Source organism: Pantoea endophytica (assembly GCF_002858935.1).
GTDB classification, from domain to species: domain Bacteria; phylum Pseudomonadota; class Gammaproteobacteria; order Enterobacterales; family Enterobacteriaceae; genus Pantoea; species Pantoea leporis.
In genome coordinates, this window is the sequence record NZ_PJRT01000020.1 from 77356 (window position 1) to 91096 (window position 13741).

Annotated in this window: 10 protein-coding genes; 5 read left to right on the top strand and 5 right to left on the bottom strand. The window is 56.2% G+C overall.

Annotation, left to right across the window (positions count from 1 at the left end; genetic code table 11):
• Positions 1-52 precede the first annotated feature (52 nt).
• Complete coding sequence (gene paeA, locus PZBJ_RS13465; RefSeq protein WP_101762880.1) at positions 53-1402, bottom strand: polyamine export protein PaeA; 1350 nt, start codon at positions 1400-1402, stop codon at positions 53-55.
• Between the two features lie 451 nt (positions 1403-1853).
• Between paeA and tamA the strand changes: the two genes are divergently transcribed.
• Genes tamA through PZBJ_RS13480 form a run of 3 tightly spaced genes read left to right on the top strand, consistent with a single transcriptional unit; the run spans position 1854 to position 7716 of the window.
• Positions 1854-3593 (top strand): autotransporter assembly complex protein TamA, encoded by a 1740-nt coding sequence (gene tamA, locus PZBJ_RS13470; RefSeq protein WP_101762881.1) that lies wholly within the window; start codon positions 1854-1856, stop codon positions 3591-3593.
• Positions 3590-7360: an autotransporter assembly complex protein TamB gene (tamB, locus tag PZBJ_RS13475; protein ID WP_101762882.1), complete on the top strand. Its 3771-nt coding sequence runs from the start codon at positions 3590-3592 to the stop codon at positions 7358-7360. Before tamA ends, tamB begins: the two co-directional genes overlap by 4 nt.
• Before the next feature lie 2 nt (positions 7361-7362).
• Positions 7363-7716: a gamma-glutamylcyclotransferase family protein gene (locus PZBJ_RS13480; protein WP_101762883.1), complete on the top strand. Its 354-nt coding sequence runs from the start codon at positions 7363-7365 to the stop codon at positions 7714-7716.
• A 53-nt stretch (positions 7717-7769) separates the two neighbouring features.
• Here PZBJ_RS13480 and ppa read toward each other — a convergent pair whose 3' ends face one another.
• From ppa to PZBJ_RS13495, 3 genes are all read right to left on the bottom strand, one after another.
• Entirely contained in the window at positions 7770-8300 is a 531-nt protein-coding gene (gene ppa, locus PZBJ_RS13485) for an inorganic diphosphatase (RefSeq protein WP_101762884.1), read from the bottom strand.
• A 100-nt stretch (positions 8301-8400) separates the two neighbouring features.
• A complete protein-coding gene (locus PZBJ_RS13490; RefSeq protein ID WP_008103576.1) occupies positions 8401-8850 on the bottom strand; it encodes a DUF441 domain-containing protein in 450 nt (149 codons plus the stop codon).
• Between the two features lie 70 nt (positions 8851-8920).
• Complete coding sequence (locus PZBJ_RS13495) at positions 8921-9334, bottom strand: lysozyme inhibitor LprI family protein (RefSeq protein WP_101762885.1); 414 nt, start codon at positions 9332-9334, stop codon at positions 8921-8923.
• Between the two features lie 169 nt (positions 9335-9503).
• Between PZBJ_RS13495 and PZBJ_RS13500 the strand changes: the two genes are divergently transcribed.
• On the top strand, positions 9504-11075 hold the full coding sequence (locus tag PZBJ_RS13500; RefSeq protein ID WP_101762886.1) for a methyl-accepting chemotaxis protein: 1572 nt from the start codon (positions 9504-9506) through the stop codon (positions 11073-11075).
• A 51-nt stretch (positions 11076-11126) separates the two neighbouring features.
• On the opposite strand, the gene fbp is transcribed toward PZBJ_RS13500, so the two are convergent.
• A complete protein-coding gene (fbp, locus tag PZBJ_RS13505) occupies positions 11127-12134 on the bottom strand; it encodes a class 1 fructose-bisphosphatase (RefSeq protein WP_008103565.1) in 1008 nt (335 codons plus the stop codon).
• Between the two features lie 166 nt (positions 12135-12300).
• Here fbp and mpl point away from each other — a divergent pair, with 166 nt between their 5' ends.
• Positions 12301-13656, top strand: a complete 1356-nt coding sequence (gene mpl, locus PZBJ_RS13510; RefSeq protein ID WP_101762887.1) for a UDP-N-acetylmuramate:L-alanyl-gamma-D-glutamyl-meso-diaminopimelate ligase — start codon at positions 12301-12303, stop codon at positions 13654-13656.
• Positions 13657-13741 lie beyond the last annotated feature (85 nt).

Here is a 13741-nt window from a genome sequence, read left to right on the forward strand (position 1 = left end):
AAGGGCGCCGATGGCGCCCTCAGTTTTTAGTGCGGTTGTTGGCTTGTCGCCATCAATTGCGATCCTGGGACGACTCAGATTCATCCACCGTATTTTTGTTCACATTCAGCACCGGCGGGCGTTCATCAATACGCGTAACCAGCAGTTGGTCGATACGGTAGCTATCAATATCCACCACTTCAAACTTGTAGCCGGAAAACTTCACAAAGTCGGTACGCTTCGGAATCTTGCGCAGCATGTACATCATGAAGCCGCCGATGGTTTCATAATTGCCAGACTGCGGGAAATCATCGATATCCAGCACGCGCATCACGTCATCAATTGGCGTGCCGCCTTCGACCAGCCATGAGTTCTCATCGCGCGCGACAATCTGCTCTTCCTGACCTTGACCCACCAAATCGCCCATCAACGTGGTCATCACATCATTCAGCGTAATGATGCCCACCACCAGTGCGTATTCGTTCATGATCACCGCGAAGTCTTCACCAGCGGTTTTGAAGCTTTCCAACGCTTCAGAAAGCGTCAGCGTATCCGGCACAATCAGCGCTGAACGAATCTGTACGCCGCTGTTCAGCGTCAGGCTTTGATTGCCGAGTACACGCAGCAGCAGCTCTTTGGAATCGACATAGCCGACGATGTGGTCGATATCGCCATCGCAGACGATGAATTTCGAGTGCGGATGCTGGGCGATTTTGGTTTTCAGCGTGGTTTCATCTTCGTGCAAATCGAACCACACCACGTTCTCGCGCGAGGTCATTGATGACGGCACGGTACGCGATTCCAGCTCAAACACGTTCTCAATCAGCTCATGTTCCTGCTTACGCAGCACACCCGCCAGCGCACCGGCTTCCACCACCGCATAGATATCGTCGGAGGTGATGTCGTCTTTACGCACCATCGGCAGTTTGAACAGACGGAAGAAGACGTTCGCCAGGCCGTTGAACAGCCACACCAGCGGACGCAGCACCACCAGGCAGAAGCGCATCGGGTTGATAATGCGCAGCGCTACGGCTTCCGGTGCAATCATGCCGACGCGTTTTGGCGTCAGGTCAGCAAACAGAATGAACAGGCTGGTCACGATGGTGAAGGAGCAGATAAAACTGAGCTGTTCAGCCAATTCGGGTGCCATGATGCGGCTGAATAAGCTATTAAAGGCGGGCGAAAACGCCGCATCGCCGACGATACCGCCGAGGATCGCCACGGCATTCAGGCCAATCTGCACTACGGTGAAGAACATGCCAGGTTGTTCCTGCATCTTCAGCACGCGCTGGGCATTGATATTGCCTTCGTCAGCCAGCAGCTTCAGTTTGATCTTACGGGCGGCGGCCAGCGAGATCTCCGAAAGGGAGAAAAATGAACTGATGACGATCAGTAAAAGAATGACAAGCAAGCTATCGAGCATAAAAGGTCCGTTGGGTTAATCACTTGTCATTTTTGGCCTGGGCAGCGCGGGAATGGGCGTACGTCCGGTACTTGCCAGTCAAACAGGCTATCCGTGCCAAAAATGTCTGCGCCATTTCGACAAGATAAGGTTAACGTCGGGGCAGAAAGGGTGCAGGCGAGGCCTGCTGGTCGCTGATTATAGCAGCAGCGCTTATCATGCCGCTATAGGCGCGCATCAGGGGGTCGGATTAATCTGAGTGAGCGTCATTCGCGAGCTCAAGAATCGCCTTGGTTGTTGTATCGTTTAGCACATTTACCCACAATAGGTCACAATTTGGCTTAGTCGCTAAATTTGCGCCAGTAGGGGGAAAAGAGCGGCTATGCTGATGGGTAAACGCGCGCTGGTGATACCCTTCCAGAGAATAAATGCCCCTGCGGAATAGGGGCCGGCATTATTAACAGGAGTACGTGTGCCACGATTTCATATTTATTGGTTGGCCAGCCTGTTGCTTGCTGCACCTGCCGTTGAGGCAGCCAAAGTGCGCTTGCAGCTGGACGGTCTTAGCGGGGATTTGCAAAAGAACGTCAGGGCACGCTTGTCCACCATCGGCAGTGACGAGGTGTCGAACGACGGCCGTTTCCGCGCGCGCGTTGCGGAAGCGATCAAAGAAGGCCTGCGGGCGCTGGGTTATTACGAACCGGAGATCGATTTTGAATCGCGCCCGGCACCGCCGCAAGGTGGTCGTCCGGTATTGATCGCACACGTTAAGCCCGGCGAACCGGTCAAGATCGGCGGCAGCACCATTGTGATCGAAGGTGAAGCCCGCACCGACAAGGATTACCAAGCCTGGGTCAAACAGGGCACGCCGAAAGTCGGTACACAGCTGAATCACGGCGCCTATGACAAATTTAAAAACGGCTTCTCCAGCCTGGCATTGCGTAATGGTTACTTCGACGGTGACTTTAAGCAAAGCCAGCTTGGCGTTTCGGTTGAACGGCGCGAAGCCTTCTGGGACATCAATTACGATAGCGGCCCGCGCTACCGTTTCGGTGATGTCGGTTTCCAGGGCTCGCAAATCGACGAAGCCTATCTGCAAAATCTGGTGCCGTTCAAAAAGGGCGATTACTACAGCTCGCGCGATCTGGCCGAACTTAACCGCCGCTTGTCGGCGACCGGCTGGTTCAACTCGGTGGTGGTCGCGCCTGAGTTTGATAAAGGTCGTCAAAGCAAAGTGCTGCCGCTGAATGCGGTGGTATCGCCACGCGTGGAAAACACCATTGAAACCGGCGTCGGTTACTCCACCGATGTCGGGCCGCGCATTAAAGGCACGTGGAAAAAACCGTGGATTAACAGCAGCGGCCACAGCCTGGCCGCCAGCGCCTACGTTTCTGCGCCGGAGCAACAGCTCGATCTCAGCTACAAAGTCCCGCTGCTGAAAAGTCCGCTGGAGCAGTATTACACCTTCTCCGGCGGCGTGAAGCGTACCGATCTCAACGACACCAAAGCCGATACCACCACGCTGGCGATGTCGCGAAACTGGGACAGCAGCAGCGGCTGGCAGAAGGCAATCAACCTGCGCTGGAGCCTCGATCACTTTACCCAGGCCAGCGTGACCAACACCACTATGCTGCTCTATCCGGGCGTTAGCCTGAACCGCACCCGTTCGCGCGGCGGTCTGATGCCGACGTGGGGCGATTCGCAGCGCTACTCGGTGGACGTGTCGGATACCACATGGGGTTCGGACGTTGATTTCGTCATCATGCAGGCGCAAAACGTCTGGATTCGCACGCTCGCCGATAAGCATCGCTTTGTGGCGCGCGGCAATGTGGGCTGGATCGAAACCAACGACTTCGACAAAGTGCCGCCGGATCTGCGCTTCTTCGCCGGTGGCGATCGCAGTATTCGTGGTTACAAATACAAAGACGTATCGCCACGTGATGATAACGGCAAGCTGACCGGCGCCTCGAAAATGGCCACCGGCTCGCTTGAATATCAATACAACGTGACCGGCAAATGGTGGGGCGCGGTGTTCGTCGATTCCGGCGAAGCGGTCAACGACATCAAGCAGAGCAACCTGAAAACCGGCGCCGGCTTCGGCGTGCGCTGGTCTTCTCCGGTCGGGCCGATCAAGTTTGATATCGCGCGGCCGATTGGCGACGACAAGGAGCATGGATTGCAATTTTATGTAGGATTGGGGCCTGAACTATGAAGCTGTGGAAAAAGGTCCTGATTGGCATCGGTATTTTTCTGGTGCTGCTGTTGGGCAGCATCGCGTTTCTGGTGGGCACCACGCCGGGTTTGCATCTGCTGCTGAAAGGCGCCGATCGCTGGGTGCCAGGTTTGTCGATCAAACAGGTGGAAGGTGGCTGGCGCGATCTAACGCTAAGCGGCGTGAAGTATGAGATGCCGGGCGTCAGTGTGGATGCCGGACGTTTCCACCTGGCGCTGAATCTCAACTGCCTGCTGCATTCGTCGGTGTGTGTCAATGACATCGCGCTGCAGGATGTCAGCGTGGTGGTCGATAGCAAAAAAATGGCACCGGCCAGCGCCCCGCCGCCGGAAGAGGAAAGCGGCAGCACCAATCTCAGCACGCCGTATCCCATCACGCTCAGCAAAGTCGGCCTGCATAACATCAACGTTAAAGTGGATGACACCGCAATTTCCCTGCTCGACTTTACCACCGGCCTGCAGTGGCAGGATCGTGCACTGACGCTGACGCCAACCCATATCCAAAGCCTGCTGATTGCGCTGCCGAAAGCGGCCAAGGTGGTGGATGAGCAGGTGGTGCAGCCAAAAGTGCAGCAGCCGCAGCCGGATGAACAGCCGCTGGGCGAAACGCTGCAGGCGATGTTCGCTAAGCCGCTATTACCAGAGATGCCGGACTTCCAGCTGCCGCTGAACATCACCGTGCAGGAACTGTTGGGCGAACAGCTGCGCATCACCGGCGATACCGACATCTCAATCACGCGTCTGCTGTTAAAAGCCAAAACCGCCGATCGTCATCTCCAACTGGAAACCTTTGATGTCGATTCGCCGCAAGGGCAGGTGAACGCCAGCGGTGAAGCAACGTTGGCCGATAACTGGCCGGTGAATTTTGCGCTGAACGGCACGCTCAATCTCGACCCGATCAAGGGCGAGAAGATCAAAATGAACCTTGCAGGCGCGATGCGTGACGAGCTGAAGCTCGGGCTGAATCTTTCCGGTCCGGTGCGTGCGCAGCTGGATGCGACCACGCAACCTGCGGTCGCTGGTTTGCCGCTGGCGCTAAAACTCACCAGCCCGCAGCTGCGCTGGCCGCTCACCGGCGCAGTGCAGTATCAGGCGGATAATCTCGATTATCAGTTCAAAGGCAAAGCCACCGATTACGTGATGTCGCTGCGCACTGCGGTGAAAGGCGAAGGCGTGCCGCCTGCCAGCATTGCGCTGGACGGCAAAGGCAACGAGCAGCAGTTCAATCTTGATAAGCTGCGCGTGGCGGCGCTGCAGGGCAATATCGATCTGACGGCGCTGGTGGACTGGAGCAAAGCCATCAGCTGGCGCAGCGAATTGACGCTGTCCGGCATCAACACTGCCAAACAGTATCCGGATTGGCCAGCGAAGCTGGAGGGCAAAATTGCCACGCGCGGCAGCTTGTACGGCGGAACCTGGCAGCTCAGCGTGCCGCAGCTGGAGCTGAAAGGAAACGTTAAGCAGAACGCGGTGAGCGCCAAAGGTACGTTGACCGGCAACAGCTACAACCAGTGGAAAGTGCCCGGCCTTAACATTGCGCTGGGTCGCAACCATCTGGACGTGAAGGGCGAGCTGGGCGACACGCTCAATCTCGACGCTAACATCGATGCGCCAAAGCTGGATAACGCGCTGCCGGGCCTGGGCGGCGTCGCCAAAGGTACCATCAAAGCACGCGGCACCTTACAAGCGCCGCAGCTGCTGGCCGATCTCACGGCTACCGGTTTGCGCTGGCAGCAGCTGCAGATCCGTCGCGTGGCGTTACAGGGCGATGTGAAATCCAGCGATCAGATCGCCGGTAAGCTGCAACTGCGCGTGGAACAGCTGCAGCAGGACGCGCTGAAAGTGAACCTGTTAACGCTGAACGCCGACGGCAACGAAAAGCAGCATCAGCTGAAGCTCGAGGTACAGGGCGAACCGGTTTCCGGTCAGCTGGCGCTGAACGGCAGCTTTGATCGCAAAACCGAGCGCTGGCAGGGCAATCTCAACAACACGCGTTTCGACACGCCGATAGGCGAATGGCGACTGACGCGGGCGATGGCGATTGATTACCTCAACAGCAAGCAGACCGCCACCATTGGGCCGCACTGCTGGCAGAACCCGAACGCGCAGCTGTGCGTACCGGAACCGATTGAAGCCGGTGCCAGCGGACATGCGCATGTGGTGCTCAATCGCTTCGATCTGGCGATGATCAAACCGTTCCTCACCGATGCCACCAAACTGAACGGCGTGTTCAGTGGTGATGCGCGCGTTAACTGGACCGCCGACGGCGCGCTGCCAACCGGCACCTTAGCGCTGAAAGGCAGCGGCGTGAAAGTGGAGCAAGACGTACAGGGCAACAGTTTGCCTATCGCCTTCGACACGCTGAACCTGAATGCGGCGCTGCGTAACGGTCGCGCACAGCTTGACTGGCTGATCCATATCGTCAACAACGGCCAGCTGAGCGGCAATGTGCAGATCGCCGATCCTGAGAATCGGCGTCAGCTGTCGGGCAACATCGGCATCAGCAATATTTCGCTGGCGATGTTGAATCCGGCGCTGATGCAGGGCGAGAAGATCAAAGGCAACCTGAACAGCAACCTGCGCCTTGGCGGCACGCTGCAGCAGCCGCAGGTGTTTGGTCAGTTGGGGCTGAGCGATGTGGATGTCGACGGCAGCTTTATGCCAGTCGATCTCACCGCTGCCAACCTCAACATGGTGTTCAACGGCATGAGCTCAACGCTCAACGGCATGATTCAGACGGCGCAGGGCAATCTTAACCTGAGCGGTAACGCCGACTGGAGCCAGCTGGATAACTGGCGCGCGCGCGTGGCGGCGCAAGGTAGCCGCATCCGCGTTACCGTGCCGCCAATGGTGCGCATGGATGTCTCGCCGGATCTGGTGTTTGAAGCCACGCCGGCCGCGTTCAGCCTCGACGGCAAAGTGGATATTCCGTGGGCGCGCATTACCGTGCAGGAAGTGCCGGAAAGCGCCACCGGCGTCTCCTCTGATGAAGTGATGCTGGATCAAAATCTTAAGCCGATTCAGCCGAAAACGGCGGCGATCCCGATCAACAGCAATCTGGTGATCCACGTCGGTAATGATGTGCGGCTCTCGGCGTTTGGCCTAAAAGCTAGGCTGAATGGCGATCTCAAACTGGTGCAGGATAAAAACGGCCTCGGCTTGAATGGTCAGATCAACATCCCATCCGGCCGCTTCCACGCTTATGGTCAGGATCTGCTGGTGCGTAAAGGTGAGCTGCAATTCGCCGGACCGCCGGACCAGCCTTACGTCAATCTCGAGGCGATCCGTAATCCTGAGGCCACTGAAGACGATGTCACCGCCGGATTACGGGTAACCGGGCTGGCGGATGAGCCGAAAGTGGAAGTGTTCTCCGATCCGGCGATGTCACAGCAGGAAGCGCTTTCTTACCTGTTACGTGGTCAGGGACTCAACAGCGATGGCGACAGCAACGCATTAACTTCCGCGCTGGTGGGATTGGGGGTTGCGCAAAGTGGTCAGGTTGTGGGTAAAATCGGCGAGACCTTCGGTGTCAGTAATCTCGCGGTTGATACCGCTGGCGTAGGCGATAGCCAGCAGGTGCAGGTGAGTGGTTACGTGTTGCCGGGTCTACAAGTAAAATACGGTGTTGGCATATTTGATTCACTGGCGACCTTAACCTTGCGTTATCGCCTGATGCCCAAACTCTATTTAGAAGCCGTGTCGGGTCTCGATCAGGCACTGGATCTGCTCTATCAGTTTGAGTTTTAGCAATGCGAATAATTGTCTATGGCAGTTTACGGCGCAAACAGGGAAACAGTCATTGGATGACGAATGCGCAGTGGCTCGGCGACCATCAGATTGTGGGGTTTGATCTCTACAATCTGGGTCACTATCCGGGCGTGGTGGAAGGAGAAGGCAGCGTTTATTGCGAGGTGTATCGCATTGACGCCAGCACGCTCGGCGAACTTGATGCCTTGCGCACCAAAAATGGCGAATACAAACGCCAGCTTATTCAGACGCCTTACGGCAGTGCCTGGCTGTATGTCTATCAGCGTTCAGTTGCGGGTCGCACGCATATCGCGAGCGGTGACTGGTTAAGGCGAGATGGCGAAACAGAGGCATAAATAAAAACACCGTCTATTGGACGGTGTTTTTTTATGCGTGGCAGAAAAGAATCTTATTTCTTATGCGCGCGCTCGTAAGAGGCGATGATTTCAGCTTTGGCCGCTTCTGCGTTGTCCCAGCCATCAACCTTCACCCATTTGCCTTTTTCCAGATCTTTGTAGTGCTCGAAGAAGTGGGTGATCTGCGCTTTCAGCAGTTCTGGCAGGTCGTTCACATCTTTGATGTGATCGTACTCTTTGCTCAGCTTGGTGTGCGGCACCGCAACCAGTTTGGCATCTTCGCCAGACTCGTCGGTCATTTTCAGCACGCCAACGGGACGGCAGCGGATCACTGAGCCCGGTACCAGCGGATAAGGGGTTGGCACCAGCACGTCAACCGGGTCACCATCCAGAGACAGGGTGTGGTTGATGTAGCCGTAGTTGCACGGATAGAACATGGCGGTAGACATGAAACGGTCTACAAACAGGGCGCCAGACTCTTTGTCGACTTCATATTTGATCGGATCGGCGTTAGCCGGGATCTCAATGACAACGTAGATATCTTCTGGCAACTCTTTACCTGCAGGCACCTGGTTCAAACTCATCTGGCTTTCCTTCATTAGTCATATGTTGAGTGACGGCTATTATAGCCAACTGACTCTGAAAGTATGCCCCCTTTTTGGCGTTTCGGAATGCTCCAACCCGCTACTTCGCCGTGACAAACAGCGAGACGATCCCCGCCGCAATCAGTGGTCCAACCGGCACACCACGGAAGAAGGCCACGCCAATCACCGTACCAATCAACAGCCCACCAATCACCGACGGCTGCACGCTCATAAAGTTCACGCCGCGTCCGCCCAGCCAGGCAACGAAAACCCCCACCACAATCGCGATAATTGATTGCCAGTTGGCGAACGATTTCAACAGCGAAGAAGCCGGCAGCGTACCGCTGGCCAGCGGCGCCATCACCGCAACGGTGAGGATGATGATGCCAATCTGAATGCCCTGTTTTTCCACATAGGGAAAGAATTGCGACAGCGGGGTGAGCTTGATCGCCAGCAGGATCAGAATCGAGATGGTAACGGCGCTGTTATGAACGAAATAGCTGAGGACGGCGAGGCAAACAAGAATGATGGTGGAGGCATAAGCAGCCATGGTTTCTCCCTGCAGATTAATGGGCGCGCTGGCCGATGCCAGCGCTAAGCGTATTAAACGCTTACATTAATCAACAATCGTCGGGGTTGGCGCAACTGCCTTTGTTAATTGATTGCAACATCAGCGCCTGATTACGCACCAGACTGACGCCCTGCGCACCAACTGACAGCGCGGCCATCGTGCCCTGGCTGCTAACAAAATAGCTGCGGCTGGCATCCAGCCAACTGTCGCGATAGGTCAGCCACGCGCGCTGGGCGCTGCGCAATTTGTCTTTAGGTGCGCCGGTTAATTTTTTCATTGCTTGGGTGTACTGCGCGTTCATCTCTTTATCCCAGGCTTTATTGGCGGTGCCGTAGCATTGAGACATGCCGGCGGTGCTGGATTCCTTATTCAGACACTGATCGAGCTGCTGATCGATAGGGTTTTGTTGCGCTGCCGCAAAACCACTGACCAACAAACACGCCATCGGGAGCCATTTTTTCATCGTTTCATTCCTTAGATTTTGCGGGGGCAGAGTTCAGTAAAAGTGAAGTCTGGATGATCGTCAGCCAGTTGACCATCAACAATGGATAAAGTTTCCGCGATCAACTGCCGATAATCTTTCCGTTTTAGGGCCAGCGGATTTCTGCCTTTTCTTGCAAACGGGGATAATCATGTTCAAACAGCTATCAATTCGTACTGCATTACTCACGCTTTTGGCTTTTATGACGCTGCTGCTGCTGGCAGTCAGCGCGATGGGCATCTCTGCCATCAACGCAGGCAATCAATCACTGGATGCTATTAACCGCATTCAGGGAATCGAACTGAACAGTTTGTACCAAAGCAACGCCGATCTCATGCGCGCGCGTGGCAGCGCCGCATTGGCCGTGCGCAAAATCGAAATCGGATTACTGGAGGACGGCGCCAGCGTCACCAAACAAGCTGAGGAGGATGTCACCAGTTCCCAGCGTCATCTGAAAGCCTTTATTGATGCCGGAACGGTAACGGCTCAGGGTAAAATCCTGGCCGATGCCGTAGCTACTTCGTTCGCTGCCTATCATAAGGGCGCCATCGTGCCGATGATGGATGCGTTGCAAAAGCAGTATACCGACGAATATTACCAGGTTTTGGAAGGCAACCTCTCAACGCTGGCAAGCAACTACGCGAAAGCCGTGCATGATTTTGCCGTTTATGCTGATGAAGTCTCAGCTACACGTCTGGCGCAAGCTGCACACAATGAGTGGCAGATGAAAATCATGATTGGCGTGGCGATGGCGTTGACGCTACTGCTGATCGTCATTGCCTGGCAACTGCTGCGTCGTCTGCTGCTGCGTCCACTCGATGGCGCGATTCTGCATCTGGAGCAAATTGCGGCCGGCGATTTATCCCAGCCGCTGCCCGCAGCCGGAAAGAGTGAATTAGGCCGTCTCAATCAGGCGCTGGCGAATATGCAGCTGGCGCTCAGCAGTTCGGTAAGTCAGGTGCGCGAAGCCAGCTTACAGATTGATGTGGGAAGCCGCGAGTTAGCGGCGGGCACCGTGCATCTCTCGCAGCGTACCGAAGAGTCCGCCGCTTCGCTGGAGCAAACCGCGGCCAGCATGGAACAGCTTACCGCCACCGTGCGTCTCAATGCCAGCAACGCCAAAGAGGCCAATCAGCTCGCCAGCAATGTCTCCGACAGTGCCGATCGCGGTGCCGAAGTGGTCGGCTACGTGATGGAGAAGATGCAGGAGATCACCCAAAGCGCCAATCGCATTGGCGACATCCTCAGCGTGATTGATGGCATTGCCTTCCAGACCAACATCCTGGCACTGAACGCTGCGGTTGAAGCCGCGCGTGCCGGTGAACAAGGGCGCGGTTTTGCTGTGGTCGCTAATGAAGTTCGCACGTTGGCTGGTCGCAGCGCCACCGCCGCCAAAGAGATCCGCGAGCTCATCGCAGAATCGCAGACGCGGGTGCAAGAGGGCAGCGATATGGCCACGCGCGCTGGCGAAACCATGGATGAGATCTCCAGTGAAGTGATGCGCGTGACCACGCTGATGAAAGAGATCTCCATTGCTTCGGAAGAGCAAAGTCGCGGTATCGAGCAGGTAAATCAGGCGGTGACGCAGATGGATGAAGCCGCGCAGCAGAACGCCGCGTTAGTCGAAGAAGCCAGCGCTGCCACCCAATCGCTGGAAGCGCAGTCGCAGCAGTTGCAGGATTCGATGGCGCAATTCCGCGTAGTCGCGGCTCTGCCTTCGTAGGCAGCAACAAAAAGCCCGCACGGAGGCGGGCTTTGCACAGCGGGAAAAAACTTAGGCTGAATGGTCGTCCGGATATTCACGGATAAAGCGTTCAACGTCGCCTACCATTGCGTCGTTGCCGCAGAAGAACGGGCAGCGCTGATGCAGCGTTTCTGGCTGGATGTCGAGGATGCGATTGGCACCATCGCTGGCTTTACCGCCCGCTTGCTCCGCCAGGAAGGCCATTGGGTTGCATTCGTACAGCAGACGCAGCTTGCCTTTCGGGTGGCTGGCAGTGCTTGGATAGAGATAGATGCCGCCTTTCAGCAGGTTACGGTGGAAATCGGCCACCAGTGAACCAATGTAGCGCGAGGTATACGGGCGCTTGGTGGCGATATCTTCTTCCTGACAGAACTTCAGGTATTTCTTCACACCCTGCGGGAAGCGAATGTAGTTACCTTCGTTGATCGAGTAGGTGTAACCCTTCTCCGGGAAGGTCATGCGCTCGTGGCTCAGGCAGAATACGCCGAGCGACGGATCGTAAGTAAACGCATGCACACCCACGCCAGTGGTGTAAACCATCATGGTCGAAGAACCGTAAACCACGTAACCCGCGGCAACCTGCTTGTTGCCCGGCTGCATGAAGTCGGCTTCGGTGATTGGCGTGCCCGGCTCGCTGATGCGATGGTAGATAGAGAAAATGGTGCCGACGGAAACGTTAACGTCGATGTTTGAAGAACCGTCCAGCGGATCCATTAATACAACGTATTTGCCATTCTCAGAGCCTTCAAAGATGACGAACTCGTCTTCTTCTTCCGACGCGATACCGGCCACCACGCCGCGTGCTTTCAGGGCGGCTTTCAGCTTTTCGTTGGCAAACAGATCAAGCTTCATCTGCTGCTCACCCTGCACGTTTTCCACGCCGCTGGCACCCAGAATATCCACCAGACCCGCTTTGTTGATGTCGCGGTGGATAATTTTAGCGCCAAGCTTAATGGAAGAAATCAGCGCCGTCAGTTCACCTGTGGCGTGTGGAAAGTCGTGTTGCTTCTCGACGATGAATTCGCCTAACGTTTTCATAACACATTCCCTGCATCTACGATGGAGTGGCAGCAGCTGTAACAAGCTACCAACGTATGAGCGCAGTTTAGCCGATTGAACTTTAAAAACCATAGTCCTAATCCGTTTCTTCCCTCTCAACTCGGCGTTACACTGTGCGCCGAACTTTTGAGTAATGGATCTCTTTATGCGTATTCACATCCTCGGGATTTGTGGCACTTTCATGGGCGGACTGGCGATGCTGGCGCGCTCGCTGGGACACGAAGTGACCGGCTCAGACGCCAATGTCTATCCGCCGATGAGCACGTTGCTGGAACAGCAAGGCATTGAATTGACTGAAGGTTACGATGCCAGCCAGCTCGATCCGCAACCGGATCTGGTGATCATTGGTAACGCGATGACGCGCGGCAATCCTTGTGTCGAAGCGGTACTGGAACGCAACATTCCTTACCTCTCCGGCCCGCAATGGCTGCACGATTTCGTCCTGCGCGATCGTTGGGTGCTGGCGGTGGCGGGAACCCACGGCAAAACCACCACAGCCGGCATGGCAGCGTGGATTCTCGAGGCCTGCGGCCTGGAACCGGGCTTTATCATCGGTGGTGTGCCAGGAAACTTCGAGGTTTCGGCAAAATTAGGAAAAAGTCCATTCTTCGTCATCGAAGCGGATGAGTACGACAGCGCGTTCTTCGACAAGCGTTCCAAGTTTGTGCATTACTGCCCGCGCACGCTGATCCTCAACAACCTCGAATTCGATCACGCGGATATCTTTGACGATCTGCGCGCCATCCAGAAGCAGTTCCATCATTTGATCCGTATCGTGCCGGGCCAGGGCAAGATCCTGCTGCCGGAGCACGACAACAACATCAAGCAAGTGATGGCGATGGGCTGCTGGAGCGAGCAGGAAACGGTGGGCGATAACGGTCACTGGCAGGCGAAAAAGTTGACGCCCGACTCTTCACATTGGGAGATCTGGCTCGACGGCGAGAAAGTCGGCGAAGTGAACTGGGCGCTGGTGGGCGAGCACAACATGCACAATGGCCTGATGGCGATTGCAGCGGCGCGTCATGTTGGGGTGAAACCGGGGGATGCCGGTGAAGCACTGAGCAGCTTCATCAATGCGCGTCGTCGTCTCGAACTGCGTGGTGAAGTGAATGCCATCAAGGTGTACGACGATTTCGCTCACCATCCTACCGCGATTCTCGCCACGCTGGCGGCGCTGCGCAGCAAAGTGGGCGGCACCGCACGCATTCTGGCGGTGCTGGAGCCGCGCTCAAATACCATGAAGATGGGGGTGAGCAAGAACGAGTTAGCGCCATCGCTGGGCCGCGCAGACGAAGTGTTCCTGTTCCAGCCGCACCATATTCCGTGGCAGGTTTCCGATGTCGCTGAGGCGTGCATTCAACCAGCGCAGTGGAGCGCGGATATCGATACGTTGGTGGAAATGGTGGCGAAGAAAGCCCAGCCAGGCGATTCGATCCTGGTGATGAGTAACGGCGGATTTGGTGGTATTCACCAGAAACTGCTGGAGCGGTTAGGGCGGTGATGGTGCGGGTTTTCCCCTCACCCTGGCCCTCTCCCGCAAGCGGGCGAGGGAATATTTAGGTGGAGCTCGGTCAGCCCCTTCTCCC

What these genes read in the sequence shown, in the direction of transcription:
- paeA (WP_101762880.1), bottom strand. Translation starts at nt 1,402, where the DNA reads ATGCTCGATAGCTTGCTTGTCATTCTTTTACTGATCGTCATCAGTTCA.
- tamB (WP_101762882.1), top strand. Translation starts at nt 3,590, where the DNA reads ATGAAGCTGTGGAAAAAGGTCCTGATTGGCATCGGTATTTTTCTGGTG.
- PZBJ_RS13480 (WP_101762883.1), top strand. Translation starts at nt 7,363, where the DNA reads ATGCGAATAATTGTCTATGGCAGTTTACGGCGCAAACAGGGAAACAGT.
- ppa (WP_101762884.1), bottom strand. Translation starts at nt 8,300, where the DNA reads ATGAGTTTGAACCAGGTGCCTGCAGGTAAAGAGTTGCCAGAAGATATC.
- PZBJ_RS13490 (WP_008103576.1), bottom strand. Translation starts at nt 8,850, where the DNA reads ATGGCTGCTTATGCCTCCACCATCATTCTTGTTTGCCTCGCCGTCCTC.
- PZBJ_RS13495 (WP_101762885.1), bottom strand. Translation starts at nt 9,334, where the DNA reads ATGAAAAAATGGCTCCCGATGGCGTGTTTGTTGGTCAGTGGTTTTGCG.
- PZBJ_RS13500 (WP_101762886.1), top strand. Translation starts at nt 9,504, where the DNA reads ATGTTCAAACAGCTATCAATTCGTACTGCATTACTCACGCTTTTGGCT.
- fbp (WP_008103565.1), bottom strand. Translation starts at nt 12,134, where the DNA reads ATGAAAACGTTAGGCGAATTCATCGTCGAGAAGCAACACGACTTTCCA.
- mpl (WP_101762887.1), top strand. Translation starts at nt 12,301, where the DNA reads ATGCGTATTCACATCCTCGGGATTTGTGGCACTTTCATGGGCGGACTG.